At 61.8% G+C, this 21,338-nt stretch carries 17 protein-coding genes; 7 read left to right on the plus strand and 10 right to left on the minus strand.

Annotation, left to right across the window (positions count from 1 at the left end; genetic code table 11):
• Positions 1-90: 90 nt before the first annotated feature.
• Positions 91-852 (minus strand): class II aldolase/adducin family protein, encoded by a 762-nt coding sequence (locus KW062_RS15775; protein ID WP_105754245.1) that lies wholly within the window; start codon positions 850-852, stop codon positions 91-93.
• A gap of 70 nt (positions 853-922) precedes the next feature.
• Positions 923-1,972 (minus strand): ABC transporter substrate-binding protein, encoded by a 1,050-nt coding sequence (locus tag KW062_RS15780; RefSeq protein WP_105754246.1) that lies wholly within the window; start codon positions 1,970-1,972, stop codon positions 923-925.
• 335 nt (positions 1,973-2,307) lie between these two features.
• Between KW062_RS15780 and KW062_RS15785 the strand changes: the two genes are divergently transcribed.
• Together KW062_RS15785 and KW062_RS15790 are read left to right on the plus strand one after the other, a co-directional pair.
• A complete protein-coding gene (locus KW062_RS15785; protein WP_105754247.1) occupies positions 2,308-4,263 on the plus strand; it encodes an oxidoreductase in 1,956 nt (651 codons plus the stop codon).
• Between the two features lie 120 nt (positions 4,264-4,383).
• Positions 4,384-4,980 (plus strand): cupin domain-containing protein, encoded by a 597-nt coding sequence (locus KW062_RS15790; protein WP_105754248.1) that lies wholly within the window; start codon positions 4,384-4,386, stop codon positions 4,978-4,980.
• On the opposite strand, the gene KW062_RS15795 is transcribed toward KW062_RS15790, so the two are convergent.
• Positions 4,977-5,909: a helix-turn-helix domain-containing protein gene (locus tag KW062_RS15795; protein ID WP_027618932.1), complete on the minus strand. Its 933-nt coding sequence runs from the start codon at positions 5,907-5,909 to the stop codon at positions 4,977-4,979. The genes KW062_RS15790 and KW062_RS15795 overlap by 4 nt on opposite strands.
• 162 nt (positions 5,910-6,071) lie before the next feature.
• Here KW062_RS15795 and KW062_RS15800 point away from each other — a divergent pair, with 162 nt between their 5' ends.
• The 3 genes from KW062_RS15800 (at position 6,072) to KW062_RS15810 (ending at position 9,981) form a co-directional block, all read left to right on the plus strand.
• Positions 6,072-7,430, plus strand: coding sequence for a glutamine synthetase family protein (locus KW062_RS15800; RefSeq protein WP_027618933.1), 1,359 nt, complete (start codon positions 6,072-6,074; stop codon positions 7,428-7,430).
• A 152-nt stretch (positions 7,431-7,582) separates the two neighbouring features.
• Positions 7,583-8,671 carry a polyamine ABC transporter substrate-binding protein gene (locus KW062_RS15805; RefSeq protein WP_027618934.1) on the plus strand — a complete coding sequence of 363 codons (1,089 nt, stop codon included), beginning with the start codon at positions 7,583-7,585 and terminating at the stop codon, positions 8,669-8,671.
• Positions 8,668-9,981 carry an NAD(P)/FAD-dependent oxidoreductase gene (locus KW062_RS15810; RefSeq protein WP_105754249.1) on the plus strand — a complete coding sequence of 438 codons (1,314 nt, stop codon included), beginning with the start codon at positions 8,668-8,670 and terminating at the stop codon, positions 9,979-9,981. Before KW062_RS15805 ends, KW062_RS15810 begins: the two co-directional genes overlap by 4 nt.
• A gap of 57 nt (positions 9,982-10,038) precedes the next feature.
• On the opposite strand, the gene KW062_RS15815 is transcribed toward KW062_RS15810, so the two are convergent.
• Positions 10,039-12,300, minus strand: coding sequence for an ATP-dependent DNA helicase (locus tag KW062_RS15815; protein WP_105754296.1), 2,262 nt, complete (start codon positions 12,298-12,300; stop codon positions 10,039-10,041).
• A complete protein-coding gene (locus tag KW062_RS15820; RefSeq protein WP_105754297.1) occupies positions 12,297-13,949 on the minus strand; it encodes a VRR-NUC domain-containing protein in 1,653 nt (550 codons plus the stop codon). The genes KW062_RS15815 and KW062_RS15820 overlap by 4 nt, the downstream gene beginning before the upstream one ends.
• 185 nt (positions 13,950-14,134) lie before the next feature.
• On the opposite strand from KW062_RS15820, the gene KW062_RS15825 reads away from it, so the two are divergent.
• A complete protein-coding gene (locus KW062_RS15825) occupies positions 14,135-14,359 on the plus strand; it encodes a YgdI/YgdR family lipoprotein (protein ID WP_027618938.1) in 225 nt (74 codons plus the stop codon).
• A 7-nt stretch (positions 14,360-14,366) separates the two neighbouring features.
• On the opposite strand, the gene KW062_RS15830 is transcribed toward KW062_RS15825, so the two are convergent.
• From KW062_RS15830 to KW062_RS15845, 4 genes are read right to left on the minus strand one after another with little or no spacing between them, the layout of a single operon-like run.
• Positions 14,367-15,461 carry a polyamine ABC transporter substrate-binding protein gene (locus KW062_RS15830; RefSeq protein WP_027618939.1) on the minus strand — a complete coding sequence of 365 codons (1,095 nt, stop codon included), beginning with the start codon at positions 15,459-15,461 and terminating at the stop codon, positions 14,367-14,369.
• A gap of 52 nt (positions 15,462-15,513) precedes the next feature.
• Positions 15,514-15,855, minus strand: coding sequence for a cupin domain-containing protein (locus KW062_RS15835; protein ID WP_105754250.1), 342 nt, complete (start codon positions 15,853-15,855; stop codon positions 15,514-15,516).
• Positions 15,856-15,884: 29 nt separating this feature from the next.
• Positions 15,885-17,291 (minus strand): NAD(P)/FAD-dependent oxidoreductase, encoded by a 1,407-nt coding sequence (locus tag KW062_RS15840; RefSeq protein ID WP_105754251.1) that lies wholly within the window; start codon positions 17,289-17,291, stop codon positions 15,885-15,887.
• 50 nt (positions 17,292-17,341) lie between these two features.
• A complete protein-coding gene (locus KW062_RS15845; protein ID WP_105754252.1) occupies positions 17,342-18,157 on the minus strand; it encodes a helix-turn-helix transcriptional regulator in 816 nt (271 codons plus the stop codon).
• A 220-nt stretch (positions 18,158-18,377) separates the two neighbouring features.
• On the opposite strand from KW062_RS15845, the gene KW062_RS15850 reads away from it, so the two are divergent.
• Positions 18,378-18,653, plus strand: a complete 276-nt coding sequence (locus KW062_RS15850; RefSeq protein ID WP_027618943.1) for a DUF1652 domain-containing protein — start codon at positions 18,378-18,380, stop codon at positions 18,651-18,653.
• A gap of 3 nt (positions 18,654-18,656) precedes the next feature.
• Here KW062_RS15850 and KW062_RS15855 read toward each other — a convergent pair whose 3' ends face one another.
• Positions 18,657-21,161 (minus strand): UvrD-helicase domain-containing protein, encoded by a 2,505-nt coding sequence (locus tag KW062_RS15855; protein ID WP_105754253.1) that lies wholly within the window; start codon positions 21,159-21,161, stop codon positions 18,657-18,659.
• Between the last annotated feature and the right edge of the window lie 177 nt (positions 21,162-21,338).

The raw sequence follows: 21,338 nt of genomic DNA on the forward strand, positions 1-21,338 counted from the left end.
TGAAGGAGCTGGCTTGCCAGCGAACCCTGCACCGCGGTGTGTCTGATACACCGCCTTCGCCGGCAATTTCAGCGCACTTCAGAATAACGGTTAATCCCGATACCCCGGCGCCACCCGATCCAGCAGCCGCAACATGGCCGCCCACGCCAGCTGCATACCATCCGGATCACTCAACTGCCCCTCTTCCAGCGGCCGCCCAGGGTCGTTGAACTGACGCTCGGTGTGGGCGCACACCTCATGAGGTGGCAGTACCAGTTCACCGGCCGCCTGAGCCGCCAATTGAATCTCGCAGGCCTTTTCAAGGTAATACATGCGCAGAAACGCCTGGCTGACCGTCTCGCCCAGTGTCAGCAGGCCATGGTTACGCAGCATCAACACCGACTTGTCGCCCAAGTCCCGCACCAGTCGCTGCTGTTCGCTCAGGTCCAGCGCCACGCCTTCATAGTCGTGGTAGGCGACGCGGCCGTAGAACTCCATGGAGATCTGGTTCACCGGCAGCAATCCACACTGCAAGGCGGCCACCGCACAACCGGCTTTGGTGTGAGTATGCAGCACGCACTGGGCATCATGCCGGGCACCGTGGATCGCGCTGTGGATCACGAAGCCGGCGGGATTGACCAGGTACGGCGTCGGCTCAACCGCACGGCCTTGAAGGTCGATCTTGACCAGATTGGACGCGCTGATTTCGTCGAACATCAAACCGTAGGGGTTGATCAGGAAGTGATATTCCGGCCCCGGCAGGCGCACCGAGATGTGGGTGAAGATCAGGTCGGTCATGCGAAAGTGCGCGATCAGGCGATAGCAGGCGGCCAATTCCTCGCGCAGTTGTTGCTCAGTTGCATTGCTATTCATTGTGCTCCCCAGGCTGAACGGTAGACGCAGACACTAAGGCTGGACGCCACACACGTCCAGCCTGGCAGGCTTACTTGCTGGCCCAGGCGTTGAAGCGCTCTTCCAGCTCTTCGCCGTGATCGACCCAGAACGCCACGTCCATCGACAACGCGCCTTTGAGATTCTGCGGCGCCGTGGGCACCCAGCGCGCGAGTTTGTCGTCCAGGCGTGCGGCGGCTTCGGTGTTGGTCGGGCCGTAGGGGATCTGCTGCACGTAGTTGACCTGGGCCTGGGGCTGGTTGGCGAAGGCAATGAAGCGCTTGGCCTGATCGACGTGTTTCGAGCCCTTGATGATCGCCCAGTAGTCCATGCCGTACAGGCTGCCCGGCCAGACCAGGCCGAGGTGACTGCCACTCTGCGCGGCGGCGGCGATCCGGCCGCTGTAGGTCGAGGTCATCACCACATCGCCGGCAGCCAGCCACTGCGCCGGTTGCGCCCCGGCTTCCCACCACTGGATATTCGGCTTGAGCTCGGTGAGTTTGGCGAAGGCGCGGTCAACGCCTTGCGGCGTGCTCAGCACCTTGTACACGTCCTCGACCTTGACCCCGTCGGCCAGTAGCGCGAATTCAAGGTTGTACACCGCACGCTTGCGCAGCCCGCGCTTGCCGGGGGTCTTCTGCACATCCCAGAAATCCGCCCAGGAAGTCGGCGCCTGGGCCAGTTTGTCAGTGTCATAGGCGATCGCCACGCTCCACACCAGCGCAGCCGAGCCGCACTCCTGCGCAGCCTCGGGAATCAGTTGCGCGGCATGGCCGAGGGCGCTCCAGTCGAGGCGCTCGTACATGCCCTCTTCGCAGCCGCGCATCAGGTCAGGTCCTTCGATCTGCACCACGTCCCAATCGACGTTGCCGGTGTCGACCATCACCTTGATCCGCGCCATCTCGCCGTTGTATTCGCTCTGGATCAGCTTGCTCTGGTCTGCTGCGCTGAACGGTTGGAAAAACGCCACGTCCTGGGCTTTCTGTCCAGCTCCGCCGTAACCGACCACCACCATGTCCGGTGCTGCCTGGGCACTGCCCAGGCCCATGGCCAGGGAGACAACCAAGGGATAAAAACCGTGCTTGAGCGTATTCGATTTCATCATGGGTTCCTCGTGCAGGTGCCCGCCGGATGAATGCCGGCGTGACCCTTTTTTATTGTTGTGAGGGTGCCCCGGGGGTGGGGGCGGATTGAAAGTACTTCAGGCGCCAGTAAAAAAACAAGTTGATTTTTTACTGGCGGTAAATTTCTATAGGCGAAAATAACAACAACCTGATGCGTCTGCCGCTGTTGCTTTTTGTAGGAGCGAGCCTGCTCGCGATGAACGTAAGGACGACGCGTTAATCCAGACAACACGCGTTATCGTTGGCGTTCTTCGCGAGCAGGCTCGCTCCCACAAGGGATAGTGGGGATTAGCCTGACTGGAGTATGCGCACCATGTCGTCCACCGCCTTCGCCCACCTGTTCGAACCGCTGCAGATCCGTGGCAAGCGCCTGAAAAACCGGATCATGTCCAGCGGTCATGACACCTCGATGCCCACCGACAACCTGGTCAACGAGCAGTTGATTGCCTATCACCGGGCGCGCGCCGAGGGCGGTGTGGGGTTGATTGTGTTGCAGGTGGCCGGGGTGCATGACAGTGCGCGCTACACCTCCCATGTGCTGATGGCCACCGACGATGCGTGCATTGCCGGCTATCGCGCGCTGGCCGAGACCTGCCATGCCCACGGCACCGTGGTGCTGTCGCAGATTTTTCACCCGGGCCGGGAAATCATGGAATCCAGCGACGGCTTGCTGGCGGTCGCCTACTCGCCGTCGGCGGTGCCCAATGAGCGCTTCCGGGTGATGCCTCGTGCCCTTGACCAGGGGATGATCGATGAGATCGTTGGCGGTTACGGCGCGGCGGCGCGACGCCTGCATCAGGCCGGAATCGATGGCGTCGAAGTGGTCGCCAGCCACGGCTATCTGCCGGCGCAATTCATCAATCCACGGGTTAACCGCCGTACCGATGGCTACAACGGCGACCTCGAACAGCGTCTGCGTTTCTTGCGTGAAGTGATCGCCTGCGTGCGTGCCAACACCGACGAACAGTTCATCATCGGCCTGCGGATTTCCGCCGACGAGCGCGACCCCGAAGGCCTGACCGAAGACGAATCGCTGCTCGCCGTGCAAGCGCTGCAAGGCGAACTGGATTACGTGCACATCGTCGCCGGCACCTCGGCGTCCTTGGGTGGCGCGGTGCACATCGTGCCGCCGATGGCCATCGAAGCGGCGTACCTGGCGCGGGAAGCCGGGACTTTCAAGGCCGGTTTGTCGATTCCGCTGTTCGTCACCGGCCGCATCAATCAGCCCCAGGAGGCCGAGCTGATCCTCGCCCGTGGTCAAGCCGACGTGTGCGGCATGACCCGTGCGCTGATCTGCGATCCACAGATGCCGAACAAGACCGACGCCGGCCGCGCCGAAGATGTGCGCGCCTGCATTGCCTGCAACCAGGCGTGCATCGGCCACTTCCACAAAGGCCTGCCGATCTCCTGCATCCAGCACCCGGAGACCGGCCGCGAGCTGATCTACGCGCAACGCCAGCCGGCGCAACAGCGCAAGCGAGTCATGATTGCCGGCGGTGGTCCGGCAGGGATGAAAGCCGCCACCGTGGCCGCTCAGCGCGGGCATGAGGTGACGCTGTACGAAGCCAGCGCGCAACTCGGCGGCCAGGTGCTGCTGGCACAATTGCTGCCGCGCCGGGCCGAATTCGGTGGCGCCAGCACCAACCTGCAACGCGAGATGGAGTTGGCCGGGGTGCGTGTGGTGCGCAACACCCGGGTCGACCGCGCCCTGGTGGAACAGCAGAAACCCGATGTGTTGATCGTCGCCACCGGCGCCCAACCCTACTGGCCTCCCTTCGAACGCGGCGGTGAATTGCAGGTGGTGGATGCCTGGCAGGTGCTGCGCGACGAGGTACAGGTCGGCCGCTCGGTGGTGGTGGTCGACTGGCGTTGCGACTGGATCGGCCCCGGCATCGCCGAACGCCTGGTTCGCGCCGGGCATCAGGTGCAACTGGCGGTCAACGGCACCCATTGCGGGGAAAATTTGCCGCTGTACGTGCGCGATCACCTGGCCGGTGAGCTGCACAAGCTCGGGGTGCCAATCACCCCCTACGCCCGTCTCTATGGCTGCGACGACAACACGGTGTACCTGCAACACACCGCCAGTGGCGAGCCGATGCTGCTGGAAAACATTGACACCTTGGTACTGTGCCAGGGCCATCAGCCAGTCGACAGCCTTGGCGCTGAGGTACAGGACCTGGTGGAGATCCGCCGGATCGGCGACTGCCTGGCCCCGCGCACTGCCGAGGAAGCGATTTATGAAGGGCTGAAAGTCGCCTGGGAGCTTTGAGGCTGTTTATACTCCGGGGCTTTAGGTTTTGGCTTGAGCGCAAATCCGCGATTTTAACTGTAGGAGCGAGCTTGCTCCTGCAGGGACCGCGCCCAAGCCCCTCCCGGTCTGGAATTCGCCATGAGCAACAACAACATGCCTGCGCCCGACACCGCCAGCGCCTCACCGCATTTCCTCGGCACCCGCATCCGTGGCCTGCGCAAGCGCCGGGGCATGACCCTGGCGCAGTTGGCGCAGCTGAGTGAATTGACTGCCGGCTACATCAGCCAGCTGGAGCGCAACCTCGCCTACCCGTCGATCCCGGCGTTGTTCAACATCGCCCGCAGCCTGGGCGTGACCATCCAGTGGTTTTTCGCCAGTGAAGCCAATACCGCCCCCGAAGACGACGGCGTGGTGGTGCGCAAGAACAGCCGCCTGAGCGTGCATTACGAAGACGGCATCGTCGACCAGTTGCTCACCCCGCAACCCAACCGCCAACTGGAAATGCTCCATTCACGCTTCCCGCCCGGCACCTACAGCCAGCAAAGCTACAGCCACGAAGGCGACGAAGCCGGCTACCTACTGTCCGGCACTTTCGAGTTGTGGGTCGGCGAGCGGCATTTCCAGCTCAACGAGGGCGACAGCTTCAGCTTCCCCAGCCAGCAGCCGCATCGCTACGGCAATCCCGGCGAGGTCGATGCCGTGGTGATCTGGGTGATTACGCCGCCGACTTTCTAACGCCGCCCTCGTCCCGCAACCTGCACCACCGGCGCGCGCTTGAGGGTGTCGCTGGGCAGCTCCTGGAACAAGGCGCGGTAACTGCTGGAAAAGCGCCCCAAATGCCAGAACGACCAGTGCATCGCCACTTCGGCGACGGTGGTCTGCTCGGGGTCGCGGCTGAGCAAATCGCGGCGCGCGCTGTTGAGGCGGCGCAGGCGCAGCCATTGGCTCGGGGCCATGCCGGTGAACGTCTTGAAGGCATGCTGCAACTGGCGCAGGGACACCCCGGCGACATTCGCCAGTTCCAGCAGGTTGAGGTTTTCTTCCGGGGTGTCGGCCGCCCACTCGCCGACGCGCTGCATGATCACCCGCTCCCCGGCACGACGCTGCAGCGCGCCCGGGTCGAGGCGCACGCAGGCGTTGTCGAGGATGAACAGACAGTCGTCCAGCAGTTGCTCGGTGAGGGCTTCGCGGCTGGGTGGATCGAGGGTCTCGGACAATCGGGTCAGGGTGCCGCTGAGCCAACGACTGAACAGCGCGTTCTGCTGGGAATTGAGCGGCGCGAGGAACAATCCCTCAAGGCGTTCGCTGGACAACCCATGACGCTGCACGAACTCGGGACCGAACACCACGGCCACTTCCTGATAGTTCTCCGGGGTGATCCAGATGTTGCGGCTTTCACCGTTCAGCACATACAGCGCGTTATCACTGCGATCGAAACAGAACGCCAGCGCCCCCGGCGGCGCGCTGAAATTCTGCTCGACCCGGGTGTTCATGCACTCCTCGTAGATCTCCACCCCCTGCAGGTCGAGATAGCGCACCCGGCCGGCGAAATGCCCCGGCGACATCTGCTGGTAATGCTGCACCCAGCCAGGGGTGGCACGGATCTGGTCGGCGACATCGGCGGTGTTGAAAGCCTGCACGTGCAACGGGTTTGGCGCTGTCATGAGAAAGTCCGCGCACTCTTTTGGTGCGCTTTGCGGCTGCGGAAAGTGGATAGATAAGGACCATAACTGTCGCCCAAGATAGACCTCAACGCGCTTCAGGGGAAGCCTCTGTGCAAAGCCTGCCGGACCCTGGCGCGGTATAAAACCAATAACGAGGTCTTTATGAACGCCCCTTTCGATCAGCTCTCCACCTGGCTGAAAGATCACAAGATTACCGAAGTCGAATGCGTGGTCAGTGACCTGACCGGTATCGCTCGCGGCAAGATAGCGCCCACCAACAAGTTCCTGCATGAGCGAGGCATGCGCCTGCCGGAAAGTGTGCTGTTGCAAACGGTAACCGGGGATTTTGTCGACGACGACATCTACTACGACCTGCTCGACCCGGCCGACATCGACATGGTCTGCAAGCCGGTGGCGGACTCGGTGTACGTAATACCTTGGGCGATCGAACCGACCGCCATCGTGATCCACGACACCTTCGACAAGTTCGGCAACCCGATCGAGCTGTCGCCGCGCAACGTGCTGAAGAAAGTCCTGCAGCTGTACACCGACAAAGGCTGGCAGCCGATTGTCGCGCCGGAAATGGAGTTCTACCTGACCCAGCGTTGCGAAGACCCGGACTTGCCGCTCAAGGCGCCGCTGGGTCGCTCGGGTCGCGCGGAAAGTGGTCGGCAGTCGTTTTCAATCGACGCTGCCAACGAATTCGATCCGCTGTTCGAAGACGTCTACGACTGGTGCGAAGCCCAGGGCCTGGACCTCGATACGCTGATCCACGAGGACGGCCCGGCGCAGATGGAAATCAACTTCCGTCACGGCGACGCCCTCGACCTCGCCGACCAAATCACCGTGTTCAAGCGCACCCTGCGCGAAGCGGCGCTCAAGCACAACGTTGCCGCGACCTTCATGGCCAAGCCGATTGGTGACGAGCCGGGCAGCGCCATGCACTTGCACCAGAGCGTGGTGGACATCGTCACCGGCAAGCCGATCTTCGCCAATGCCGACGGCAGCATGAGCGAGCTGTTCCTGCACCACATCGGCGGCCTGCAAAAATACATTCCGAAACTGCTGCCGATGTTCGCCCCTAACGTGAACTCGTTCCGCCGCTTCCTGCCGGACACCTCGGCCCCGGTCAACGTCGAATGGGGCATGGAAAACCGCACCGTCGGCCTGCGGGTCCCGACCTCCAGCCCGGAAGCGATGCGCGTGGAAAACCGCCTGCCCGGTGCTGACGCCAACCCGTACCTGGCCATCGCCGCCAGCCTGCTCTGCGGCTACCTGGGGATGATCGAACAGATCGAACCGAGCGCGGCCGTCGAAGGCCGCGCCTACGAACGCCGCAACCTGCGCCTGCCGATCACCATCGAGGACGCCCTGGCGCATATGGAAGATTGCGCAACCATCGAGCGCTACCTGGGCAGCAAATTCGTGCGCGGCTACGTCGCCGTCAAACGCGCCGAGCATGAGAACTTCAAGCGGGTGATTAGCTCGTGGGAGCGTGAGTTCCTGATGCTCAGCGTCTAAGTCCTGCAGCGGCCTTATTACCGTTTTCGCGAGCAGGCTCGCTCCCACAGGGCCAGATGCAAAACCTGTGGGAGCGAGCCTGCTCGCGAAGACGGCCGATCAAACACCAGAGATCCACCTGAATAAATTCAATAATTCCAAGAGGTGTCGTTATGCGTCTATTGAAAACCCTGGTTCCCGCCACCCTCGCGCTGTTGTGCAGCGCAATGGCCCAGGCCCAGCCCAGTGTCAGCGTGTACAACTGGACCGATTACATTGGTGAAACCACCCTCGCCGACTTCACCGCGAAAACCGGGGTCAAGGTGATTTATGACGTGTTCGACTCCAATGAAACCCTGGAGGGCAAGCTGCTCGCCGGCCGCACCGGATATGACGTGGTGGTGCCTTCCAACCACTTCCTCGCGCGCCAAGTGAAGGCCGGGGCGTTCCTCAAGCTCGACCGCGAACAGTTGCCGAACTGGAAGAACCTCGACCCGAAACTGCTGACCCTGCTGGAGAAAAACGACCCGGGCAACGCACACTCGGTGCCGTACTTGTGGGGCACCAATGGCATCGGCTACAACGTCGACAAGATCAAGCAGGTGCTGGGGGTTGACCATATCGACTCGTGGGCGGTGATGTTCGAGCCGGAAAACCTGAAGAAACTCAGCCAGTGCGGCGTGTCCATGATGGACTCGGCCGACGAGGTCTACCCGGCGATCCTCAACTACATGGGCATGGACCCGCGCAGCGAGAAGGTCGAAGACTATAAGAAAGCCGAAGCCAAGCTGTTGACCCTGCGCCCGTACATCACCTACTTCCACTCCTCCAAGTACGTCTCGGACCTGGCCAACGGTGATATCTGCATCGCCTTCGGTTACTCGGGCGATGTGTTCCAGGCCGCCAACCGCGCCAAGGAAGCCAAGAACGGGGTGAACATCGCCTACGCAATTCCCAAGGAAGGCAGCAACCTGTGGTTCGACCTGCTGGCGGTCCCGGCCGACGCCGGCAACCCACAGCAGGCCTATCAGTTCATCAACTACCTGCTCGAACCTGAGGTGATCGCCAAGGTCAGCGCCACGGTCGGCTACGCCAACCCGAACCCGGCGGCCAAGCCGTTCATGGATCAGGAGCTGGTGAACAACCCCGAGGTCTATCCGCCCCAGGCCGTGCTCGACAAACTCTACATCTCGACCACCCCGACTCCGGAAATCATGCGGCTGATGACCCGTTCCTGGAGCAAAGTGAAGTCCAACAAATGAATCAGTTCACTGACCTCAACCCGGCCCAGGAGCACGCCCGCTCCTACTACGCCGCAACCGCCAACGGCTTGCAGTCGCGCCCGGCGCTGAGCGGCGATCTGGATGCCGATGTCTGCGTGATTGGCGGCGGTTTTACCGGCGTCAACACCGCCATTGAACTGGCCCAGCGCGGGCTCTCGGTGATCCTGCTGGAAGCCAGGCGCATCGGCTGGGGCGCCAGTGGACGCAACGGTGGGCAGTTGATCCGCGGAATCGGCCATGACGTCTCGGGCTTCAGCCGCTATGTCGGTGACGAGGGCGTGCGCTATCTGGAGCGCGCCGGCATCGAGTCGGTGCAAGTGGTGGCCGATCGTATCAATGCCCACGACATCGATTGCGACTTGCGCTGGGGTTTCTGCGAGCTGGCCAACACCCCTGCCCAGTTCGCCGCCTTCAAGGACGAACAGGACAGCCTGCAGGCCCAGGGTTATGCCCACGAAACCCGCCTGGTAGCCCCGCAGGATATGCGCCAGGTGGTGAATTCGTCGGTGTATGCCGGCGGCCTGGTGGACATGGGCTCGGGGCATCTGCATCCGCTCAATCTGGTGTTGGCTGAAGCCCAGGTGGCCGAGGCGCTGGGCGTGCGGATCTTCGAGCAGAGCCCGGTGCTGGAGATTGTCCATGGCACTGCGGCGCAGGTGCGTTGTGCCGCGGGGACGGTGCGCGCCGGGCATTTGGTGCTGGCTTGCAACGCGCATTTGGAAGAGCTGGAGCCAAAGCTCAGCGGCAAGGTGCTGCCGGCCGGCAGTTACATCATCGCCACCGAGCCGCTGTCGCAGCAGCAAGCCGATGAGTTGATCCCGCAGAATCTGGCGCTGTGCGACCAGAAAGTCGGCCTCGATTATTACCGGCTCTCGGCGGACCGGCGCTTGCTGTTCGGCGGCGCTTGCCACTATTCCGGTCGCGATCCGGCGGATATCGCTGCGTACATGCGTCCGCAGATGCTCAAGGTCTTCCCGCAGTTGGCCAATACGCGGATCGACTACCAATGGGGCGGACGCATCGGCATTTCCGCCAACCGTTTTCCTCAGGTCGGACGCCTGCAGGCGCACCCCAATGTGTATTACGCCCAGGGCTATTCCGGCCACGGCCTGAACGTCACCCACTGGTGCGCACGCCTGCTCGGCGAGGCCATCCACGCCGGCCACAGCCAGGGCCTGGATGTGTTCAGCGCGGTGCCGCACCTGACCTTTCCTGGCGGGCGGGCGTTGCGTACACCGCTGTTGGCGTTGGGTATGGCCTGGTATCGGGTGAAGGAGATGTTGGGCTGATTGCAGATTCAAAGAACAACCCGCAGGAGCTGGCTTGCCGGCGATGGTGGCATCCCGTCAACCACCGCTAACCGACCACCACCCCGGCAACAGCCGCTGCACCTTCGGCTCGGCAAAACGATCATCGATCAACATCACCACGCCTTGGTCCTGCTGGGTGCGGATCACCCGCCCGGCGGCCTGCACCACTTTCTGCAGGCCCGGGTAGAGGTAGGTGTAGTCATAGCCAGCACCAAACATCGTCGCCATGCGCTGCTTGAGCTGTTCGTTGACCGGGTTCAGTTGCGCCAGCCCGAGGGTCGCAATAAACGCACCAATCAGCCGCGCCCCAGGCAAATCGATACCCTCGCCAAACGCCCCGCCGAGCACGGCAAAACCGATGCCCTGACTGGACTCGGTGAATTGATCGAGAAACACCTGGCGACTGCCTTCATCCATACCCCGCGACTGCGACCACTGGCGGATGTGCGGATAACGCTGGGCGAACAACTGCGCCACTTGCTGCAGGTAATCGAAGCTGCTGAAGAACGCCAGGTAGTTGCCCGCACGTTCCTCGAACTGCCGCGCCATCAATTCGACAATTGGTTCCAGCGAGGCTTGGCGATGGACGAAGCGCGTGGAGATCTGACTGACCACCTGGACCTGCAGTTGCTCGGCACGAAACGGCGACTCGACGTCAATCCATACCGTTTCCGCCGGCAGCCCCAGCAGGTCGGCGTAGTAGCGCTGCGGATTGAGGGTCGCGGAAAACATCACCACGCTGCGCGCTGCCGTCAGCCGTGGGCGGATGAAGCCGGCCGGGATCACATTACGCAGGCACAGCTGCGACAGGCTGCGACCGGCCTTTAGCTCGCGCTTGCTGATATCGAACAGAAACTGCTGGTCGAACAACTCGGCGACCCGGCTGAACTGCAGCGCATCGAAGTAGAAGCGCTGCACTTCGCCGTCCAGGCCCTGGGGGTGGTCGTTGAGGTAATCACCGATGGCTGCGGTGCACAGCGACAGGGCCTGCAGCAGCTTGTCCGGTAATTTGGCGTAGGCCTGATACGCCGCAACCTGCTCCTTGTGCACGGCATTCCATTCGCGATTGAGCCGTTGCAGGCTCTTTTTCAACGCTTCGGGAGCGAGCTTGCGCATGCCATTGAAACTGCCTTGATCGAGGCTCGCGCTGTACATCTGCCGCCCGCGCTCCACCAGGTTGTGGGCTTCATCCACCAGCACCGCGACCTTCCACTGGTTGGCCTGGCCGAGGCCGAACAGCAGCGCACTGAAATCGAAGTAATAGTTGTAGTCGGCGACCACCAGGTCGGCCCAGCGGGCCATTTCCTGGCTCAGGTAATACGGACAGACCTGATGCGCCAGGGCGATCTCGCGCAGCGCCGCCTGATTCAGCAGCGTGACCTGGCTGGCGGCTTGGCGGGCGGCGGGCAAGCGGTCGTAGAAGCCCTTGGCCAATGGACAGGATTCGCCGTGACAGGCCTTGTCCAGGTGCTCGCAGCTTTTGTCCCGGGCAACCATTTCCAGCACCCGCAACGGTAGCGTCTCGGCGCTGTCGATCAGCACCTGGGCGGCGTCCAGGGCCAATTTGCGCCCCGGGGTCTTGGCCGTGAGAAACCACAGCTTGTCCAGTTGCTGCGGCGCCAGGGCCTTGAGCATTGGAAACAGGGTACCGAGGGTTTTGCCGATGCCGGTGGTGGCCTGGGCCATCAGGCAGCGCCCGGTGCTGACCGCCTTGAATACCGATTCCGCCAGGTGACGCTGACCGCGCCGGAAGTCCGGGTGCGGAAAGCGCAAGCCCTGCGCCGCCTGGTCGCGCGCCGTACGGTGGGCCATTTCCTGCGTAGCCCAGCTCAGGAACAGCTCACATTGTTGCTGGAAAAATGCCTGCAGGTCGGCGGCGCTCCAGGTCTCGACCAGGCTGGTTTCCTTTTCACTGACGATGTCGAAGTACACCAACGCCAGATTGACCGCCGGTAACTGCAGGGTCTGGCACAGCAGAGCACCGTAAATCTTCGCCTGGGCCCAGTGCAGGTGGCGGTGGTTGGCCGGCATGCGCTGCAGGTCGCCACGGTAGGTCTTGATTTCCTCCAGGCGATTTTGCTCAGGGTCGTAGCCATCCGCCCTGCCCTTGACCGTCAGCTCGCGGTACTCACCCTGCAAGGGCATTTCGCTCTGATAACTGGCGCTGCGCCGCGAGGCCACCGTGCGATGCCCGGCGATGCCCTCCAGGGCGGTGGGCGACGGGGTGAAGCGCAGGTCGAGGTCGCCGGCCTTGGCGGTGAACTCGCAGAGCGCCCGCACGGCGATGCGGTACGTCACGCGGCGAGTTCCGCCCACTGCACGTAGCACACGGCAATCGGCATCTGATGCTCCTGGCAGAACTCCAGCCAGCGCAGTTGGTTGTCCTGCAGCCGGTCGCCAGGACCTTTGACCTCGATCATCCGGTAGCGGCGTTGCTCGGGCCAGAACTGGATCAGGTCGGGCATTCCGGCGCGATTGGCCTTGATGTCCAGCAGCAGACGCTCGAACCAGTGTTTGAGGTGTTCGGCGGGCAGGCAAAGCATCGCCTGCTCCAGCAGTTCTTCGGTCAATACGCCCCAGAACACGAAAGGCGATTGCACCCCGGCTTTTTCACGAAAGCGCTGGCGCAGGGTGTCGCGGTAGCGGCCATCGTCCAGCTCCGCCAGGCACGCCTGGAACAGCTCGCTGCGGCGGGTTTGGAAATCTTCGCTCAACAGATCCACCGGACCGCGCTGGAACGGGTGGAAAAAGGCCCCGGGCAACGGGGCGAAGATCGCCGGCCAGCACAACAGGCCGAACAGCGAGTTGATCAGGCTGTTCTCGACGTAGTGCACCGGGGCATCCGGCTGATGAAGGTGCGCCTGCACATGAAACTCCACCGACAGCGCCGGATCGGCCCGCAGCAGCTCGAGATCCAGGCGTTCCATTTGCCGGGCCTTGGGCCGTGGTGTGGGCGGTCCGCCGAGCTTGCGCCGCAAGCGCGGCAACACGCGCGCCAGCTGCTGCAGCTCGGCGGCGCTCTGCGGAGCACGTTCGGCCTCGGTGGCCAGCTCCAGCGCCAATTCGTATTCGGCGCAACGCTCCAGCACCCGGATCAACCTCCCCCGCGCGCCGGGGTAACCACTCTGGCGATAGAGGCCCAGCGCCCCAGGCCAATCGGCCACCCGCTCACAATGCTGGCCCAGCTGGAACAGCAGTTTGCCGCGACGCCGCTCCAGCCAGGGGTTGGCGGTGTCCAGCGCAATAATCTGCGCCACCACCTCTTCCAGCGCCTCGCCGGCCTCGAAAGCCTGCTGGCATTGATGCAGATAGAGGAACGCGTCGACGTCATCGCGACTGCGCAAGCCCCGGGACTCGCTGCAGATCTCGACCTTTTCGTAGGTGAAGATACCGAGGTCGGCCAGCACGAACTCCGACCAATCCTGGTAGAGGTTGCCGAAGAACATCAGCCGCAGGCGATCGCACAGCGCCATGATGGTCAGGCTGAACAAGCGATCGTCCAGTTCCGGGTACCAGGCTTTCAGCGCCTGCGGCGGATCCAGGCGCAAACGCAGCGCTTCCAACCATTGGCTTTTCTTCGCCTTGGGTTGCTCGATGGCCGTGCCGAAGCAAGCGAGAATTTCCGCCTTCAACAGCACTTCGAACACCTGATCGAGGCTCAATAGCGCCTGTTCGTCGACCCAGCCCAGCGCCATCAAGGGTTCGACTGCCAATGCTGGATCGCCGATTTCCGTGTACTGCAGCTTGCCCAGGCGAAAATGCTCGCCCTTGCGCATGACCATCCGCACCAGCAGCGCCTGGGAGGCGCGTGGCAACTCGGCAAAACTGTCGATGAAGGCTTGTTCCTGCGGGCTCAGCACGTCGGCATAGCGCTGCTCCAGCCAGGCAAGCACCTGCCGGAAGTTATTCAGGTAGTAGAACGGATCTTCGAGCGGATTGGCGGTCACAAGTAGAAAGGGCCATGGCGAAAATGGATACTGGTTATGCATACAGATATCAGTTTTGCCACGGCGCTGGCAACCGTAAAGGGATCAATGGCGGTTTCACCTGCATTTTCAGGGGCTAAGCGAACTTTTCTGGATAACGCAGGACCAACCCGTCAGAAACTTTTCAGGCAACGAGAGATGACGACATGACCATCCGCACACTCAGCATGCCCCTGGCCATCACCGCCCTGCTGGCGCTGGCAGGTTGCTCGACACCCACGGTGGTGACCCTGCAGAACGGCACCCAATACCTCACCGAGGACATGCCCAAGACCAGCGACGATACGGGCTTCGTCGAGTTCCGGGACATATCCGGGGCGAAGGTCAAGGTCAAGGCGGATGATGTCGCCACCGTCCGCAAGGAGGACTGATCCTGACTTAGCTGCCGGTACGGATCTTGTTCCACAAGCGCGTCCGAATCCGGTCGATATTCAGCGGCATGGCCTCCAGGGCAAACAACTTGCCCATCATCTCCGGGCTTGGGTAGACCTTGGTGTCATGCTTGATCGCCGGATCGACCAGGCTGTCAGCGGCCTGATTGCCATTGGCGTAGTGCACGTGATTGCTGATGCTGGCCATCACGTCCGGGCGCAATAGGTAGTTCATGAAGGCGTAACCGGCCTTCTCGTCAGGCGCGTCTGCCGGCATTGCCACCATGTCGAACCAGATCGCCGCGCCTTCCTTGGGAATGGCGTAGCCGATGTCGACGCCGTTGTTGGCCTCTTTGGCGCGGCTTTCGGCTTGCAGGATGTCACCGGAGAAACCTACAGCGACGCAGATATCGCCATTGGCCAAGTCGCTGGTGTACTTGGATGAATGGAAATAGCTGACATACGGCCGCACCTTCATCAGCAAGGCTTCGGCTTTCTTGTAGTCCGCCGGGTCCTTGCTGTGATGCGGCAGCCCCAGGTAATTCAACGCTGCCGGTAACAGCTCAGGACCGTTGTCGAGAATCGCCACCCCGCATTTCTGCAACTTCTGCATATTCTCCGGCTTGAAGATCAGGTCCCAGGAGTCCACGGGCGCATTGTCCCCCAGTACCGCTTTGACCTTGGCCACGTTGTAGCCAATCCCGGTGCTGCCCCACAGGTACGGGAAGCCATGTTCGTTGCCCGGGTCGTTGTTTTGCAGGGCCTTGAGCAGCACCGGGTTTAGGTTCTGCCAATTCGGCAACTGGCTCTTGTCGAGTTTCTTCAATGCCCCGCCGGCAATCTGCCGCGCCATGAAGTGGTTGGAGGGAAACACCACGTCATAGCCCGACTTACCTGTCATGAGCTTGCCATCCAGGGTTTCGTTGCTGTCGTAGACGTCGTAGCTGAAACCGACTCCGGTTTCTTTCTGGAAGTTTTTCATCGTGTCTGGCGCGATGTAGTCCGACCAGTTGTAGACCTTCACGGTCTCGGCCGCCTGGCTGAAAGTGGCGGCCAGGGTCAAGGGCGCAAGGAACAAGGCTGCGTAGGGCAAGCGGATCATGATTCGAGTCCTGTATGGCGTTGTTATTGGCAGGTTTCGGGTGATCAGAGGATCAGAAAATCAAGACGTAGGTCTTGCGCACGGTTTCCTGGATGTCCCAGATACCGGTGCTGTTGGCGGGCAACATCAGTGCATCGCCCGCTTCTATATGCAGGGTTTCGCCGTTATCCGGGGTGAAGGTGCAGCGACCCTGGATGAAATGGCAAAACTCCTGGGCGACGATCTGCCGCCGCCAACGGCCCGGGGTGCACTCCCAGATGCCGGTTTCGACGCCATCGCTGCGTTCGACACTGGTGCTCGAGGTCATGGCGACCGGCTCGCCCAGCGGCACGGCAACCGGCGCCGATTCATCCAGGCTAACGTGGGAGGTGTTCTTGAACTGGGTAATACTCATGCTGATACCTGTCGGTGATTTGAACGCGTTTAGTGCATGAAACCTTCCATAAACCCCGCCACCTGCATCGCCAACTTGCGCCGCCACGGCGCACTGTCGGGATTGGCCAGCACTTGGTCTTCATGGATGAAGCTGCGGATGATTGCGTTGTAGCCCAGCCAGCGCAGCGGCTCGGGCTCCCAGGCACGTAGTGCGTCAAGACCTCCCTGAGGAATGACCCACGGCTGGCGGATCAAGTCGCTGTCGCGGCCAAGGATCAGATCGGCCAGTGTGCGCCCGCCGAGGTTACTGGCGCCGACACCCTCACCCCCATACCCGCCCGACAGCGCAATGCCAGTGCGTTGGTCACACAACATGTGCGGCTTGAAGCGCCGCGACATGCCCAGGTTGCCGCCCCAGGAATGGGTGATTTGAACATCCTTCAACTGCGGGAACAGCTCACCAAACAAATAGCGGCGTAACTCGACTTCGCTGCGCGTCAGGTCGAAGTCGTGGCGCAATTTGCCGCCAAACTGGTACCCCCCGCGCGCACCAAACACCAGGCGATTGTCGGCAGTGCGTTGGCCGTAGGTGACCTGGCGGCTGCTCTCGCTGAACGCCTGGCCTCGCTCGAGGCCGATGCTTTCCCAAGTCGCCGCCGAGAGCGGCTCGGTGGCCACCAACAGGCTTTGCACCGGCAACTGATAGCGCCCCAAGGGCGCCAAGGTGGCCGCATAGCCCTCCACCGCCGGCACCAGCCAACGGCTGCGCACGCTGGCCTTGGCCGTGCTCAGACTGCCCGACTGCCAGGCCGTCACCGGACTGTTTTCATAGATTTTCACCCCCATGCGCTCGACCGTGCGGGCCAGGCCGCGTACCAGTTTCGCCGGGTGAATGGTCGCGCAATGGGGGGCATAGATGGCGCCGTAGGGCCTGGCGAGGCGAATCTGCTGATTCAGTTGCTCGGGGCTCAGCCAGCGGTAATCAGCCTCCTTCAGTCCTTGGGCATAAAGACCGTCCAGATACCTGCGCAGGCTGTGCTCCTGCTCCGGGTAGCGCGCCGCGCAATACAGCACCCCACCCTTGCGGTAATCACAGTCAATGCCTTCACGTTCGATGACGATCTCTACTTCATCGGGAATGCTGTGCAGCAAATCGAAGGATGCGCGGCGCTGTTCGGCAGGCAGACCGGCCAGCAGGCGGTCTTCGCCCAGCAGGTTACCCATCAGCCAGCCGCCGTTGCGTCCCGAGGCGCCGAAGCCGGCCATTTGTGCCTCGATGATGGCGATGCTCAGCTCAGGTGCCTGACGCTTGAGGTAATAGGCGGTCCAGAGCCCGGTGTAACCGGCGCCAATGATCGCCACATCGACGTCCAGGTCGTGCTCCAGCGCCGGGCGCGGCAGCAGGGGCTCTTCGAGCTGGTCCATCCATAAACTGATCGTGCGCCACGCTGGCATGCAAGTCTCCGCCACTCAAGTTTCGATGGCGTCGATCCTAGTGCCTGGCCTCAGGGCGTGTCTTGCGCGCGTGCACGCAAGGAAATTTGCCGCACGTAAGCCTTGGGCGACAGACCGGTGTGCTGACGGAAACAGCTGTAGAACGCTGACAACGAGTTAAAGCCCGCAGCGAACGCCAATTCATCGGTACGCACCGGCGGGATAGCCCGTTCCAGCGCCGCCAGCAAATGGCGCAAGCGCGCCTGATTGACGTAGCGGTAGAAACTCTGACCCAGCACCTGGTTGAGCAGGTAGGAGATCTGGTTGCGGCTGTAACCGCACTCCTCGGCCACCCGCTGCAGGTCCAGTTGCGGATCGAGATAGGGCTGCTGGCGCTCGAAGTACTGCTGCAGGTCCTGGGCCATGAAGCTCAGTTGCCGTGGCGACAGCCCCAAGCGACTGGCTGCCGGACGACTGCCGGCCTGCGTCTGGCACCCTGGCTGCTCATGGACCAGCGAGGCGTATTCATTGACCCGCCAGATCAGCCCGTCGCGCACGGTAATGGCTTCACTCGAACGAAACGACACCAGACCCTCGCCACCGCGCAGGGTCATGCGGTACTGGATAAAGGCGGTGTCGCCATCGAGGCGAATCCGGTCCGAGTGTTCCAGCGCCTCTTCGGGATCGCGCGGCATGCTGCTGCGCACGTACTCGCGCAACTCGCTCAGACCCAGGACGCGGTTCTGGAAAAAGTCGTGGTACTGGATATCCGGGTGATACAGCGCCATGACGCCGTCCAGATCGCGGTGCTTCCAGCACAGGTGATAGCGCAGCACGGTTTCGCCGGTGGCCTGGGTCAATAACGGGCCGTCGTCAGGGACAGACATGGGGTTCTCGGAAGTAGTGGCAAGCGCGCCGGGGCTCAATGACATCACGGAACGTGATGCAGCGCAAAAAACTGCAATCTATCGCCAATCGGCCTGAAAAACCCGGTAACCGGATTAAAATTGAATGCTATTTTTAATCACTCAAACGGTTGGGCCATTGACGGCACTACTCTCCTCCCATGAGCTGACGGAACGGCTCGATGTCGAAGGTGGGCAACACATGAACAGGGCTTCGTTCAGCAAGGTTACATTTCCCAATGCCTGCCAGCTGATGCGCTGGCATTTTCATCCGATGGGCTTTGAGGGCCACATGGATGCACCGAGCAGCATGATTGCCCGGCTATTCGACCGTGTCAGCGGTGAAACCCTGATTGCCATCGCCGGCATCCCCTGCGCCACGGTGATGAATGCCGCCGATGTCGAGCGCATCATCGAGGCCGTCGAGGACGAACTGGAAGCCTTCATCCCCTCTGTAGCGCTCCGGCATATTGCCTGAGCGCTAGCGTTGCCGCCCCTGCCGCCCCTGCCGCGCCGGCTCACTGCCAGCATTGCGTAGATCAGCAAAAAACGGTTTGCCGGCAGGGATTCGATCAGAGGCCCTCGGCATGTTCACTGCTGTGCCCTCCTGAGCGTCAACGTACCAATGGCAATGTTTCACTGCCCGGGTGATCCCGACATAGGCCAGGCGCAGGATCTCGTCTTTCTGTGCGCTGTCGTATGGCTCGGCATCACCGTCCTTGCCCAATCCCGCCATGCGATAGACCTGGTTTTTGTAGGGCGAACTGGTCAGGTGCTGGCAATCCCCCAGCAGGAACACCGCATCGGCCTGCAGGCCCTTGGCGCTGTGATAGGTCAACTGCTTGAGGCGGCGCTGCGGGTACGGCAAGCTAGAATCAACATTAACTACAGATGAAATATGTTTTTCTATCAATAGCTTATCGCTGCTTTTTCGATACAACATCAAGATTGAATCGCCATTTCGGTAGTGCTCGGCCAGGCGCTTGCCCAGGGCTTCCTCGTCCCTGTCGTGAATGTTGACCGGCCACAGCTCACTGAAGTCGCCGCACGCCTTGGCTTTCTTGCCGGAGATCGCCGGCGCAGCGCGCACGATGTGTTCGGCGGCGTCAATGATGTGCTGGTGACTGCGGTAGTTATCGCTGAGCATCACCCGGGTGGTGCTCGGTGACGGGAATTCCTTGTTGAACTCCATGAAGTACTTCGGCGAGCTGCCGCGCCAGCCGTAGATTGATTGCCAGTCATCGCCGACGCATAGGAGGGATGAGCGCTGGGCCCCGCGGCCGACATGCATGGACGGCCCGCGCCGGCGGATCTCGCTCAGGGTGGCGCGGATCCAGGAAACGATTTGCGGCGAAACGTCCTGGAATTCGTCGATCATCAAGTGCGCCATCGGCCGCAGCAGGTCGGCCGACAGCAGTTTGAGGTTTTCCGGCGAATGCTCGCTGAACAGCGCGAACATGCGGTTATAAGTCATGACTGGCGGCGACTGGTCCAGCAGATGATCCTCGAAGGCACGCCAGAACAGACTCAACGCCTCGAAGAAAAACCGGTCCGGATCGTCCTTGGCGAAGGCCATCTGGCCGACTGCCGCGGGCACATCCAGGCCGAGGTTCTCGATAAAGCTTGCCGCCGCGACAAAACAATCGAGCAACGGCGCGCTGGCCAGCTCACCCTTGACCTTGTAATCGAAGCCCGGACCGGCGCTGGCATCTGCGGCCAGTGTACCGAGAACTCGCTTCGACGAATCGTAACTATCCAGCCATATCAATGGCTTACGACAAAAAGCTTGAAACAGGGTGCGCTTGACCGCCCATTCTGCGCGCACGGTCAGCTTGGCATTGGGACGGCTGAGCTGGGGGTTTTCCCTTGGATCAAAACCCAGCACTACCCAGGCATCCAGGGTGGGGATGTAGCCGTGGCAATGGAAGGTCGCACCATTGATCTCGACGGTCTGGCGGTTCGGCTCGATGCCCTTGATCGGCCAGGCACCGGCACGCAGCCATAGATCCTCGACGGTATCGCAGAGTTCTTCGTCACGCTTGGCCGCCAACTCGGTCACCGCCATGCGCTTTTGCACGTCCGGGTGGTCGCGCTCCAGCTCCTTGAGTTGCAGGGCATGGCGCGATAACGGGGTGATCAGCTCCCGAAAGCGCTGATTGTCGGTAAACAAGCGATGAAAGCAGGCGTTAAGTCGCTGACGCTGGGTGTCGTTGATGCGCAGGTCAAAGGGGTTGCTGTCACCTTCGGCATCGTCGAACAAGGTACGCTCGCTAAGGTTTTCGAAGGCTTGCAGGCGCTCGAAACCCGGCAGGCTACGGACCATCGGCAGGATCCGCGAATGGAAGGTGCGCACCAGCTCCCGCGCTGCTTTCTGGTCCAGCGGGCGCTGCCACAGGGCAAACAGATCGATCAGCTTATTGATGAAATCCTTGCGCGATTCGCGGGTGAACGTCACCACGGTCAGCGAGTCCAGCTCGAAACCGAGGTAGTGCACCAGTAATACAATGCGTAGCGCCAGCGTGGTGGACTTGCCTGCGCCTGCTCCGGCGATCACCGAGGTTGACGGGGTATCGCTGAAGATCATCTTCCATTGCGCCGCACTCGGCTGCCCGTTCGCTGGCAGCAGGCGCGCCACGTCGGCTTTCATTCGCTTCTTGATGTCGGCCGTCAATGGCAACCGCCAATCGTCGAAGAGGTGTTCATCGACCTTGGGCGCCGGGTGCTCGGTGCAACGGCTGTCGCGAATCAGCAGCACCTGCCGCCCTTCTTCCAGGCCTTCGGCCTTGCCTTCCTTGAATCCGTAATCGACGCCGGCGGTATGCCCGCTGCGGAAACCGTCGGCCTGGCCATGCAGCCACGACGCGCGGTGCTGGGCGCGCAGGCGTGTCAGGCCATGACCGAAGAAACGCGCGGCCAGGCGCTTGAACCAGGGCATCTCGGACAGGGGCAAAAGCTCGGGAGGAAGATCGGGGATGTGACGCGGCACGCTGACTCCAGGGTGTGAGGCTGTTGTTGGCTATGGTGTCTGCATTTGCCATTGAGTTCTAGTCAAATGCTTGTCGATCATTGGTTTAAGGGATGAAGTGAAAGTGTATTGCCATATTGACGGCGGCGTTATAAATCGAACAATTCGATTGGATTGACGCAGTTTTTACGCTTTTTA

The sequence above is a fragment of the Pseudomonas fluorescens genome (assembly GCF_019212185.1).
Taxonomy (GTDB): domain Bacteria; phylum Pseudomonadota; class Gammaproteobacteria; order Pseudomonadales; family Pseudomonadaceae; genus Aquipseudomonas.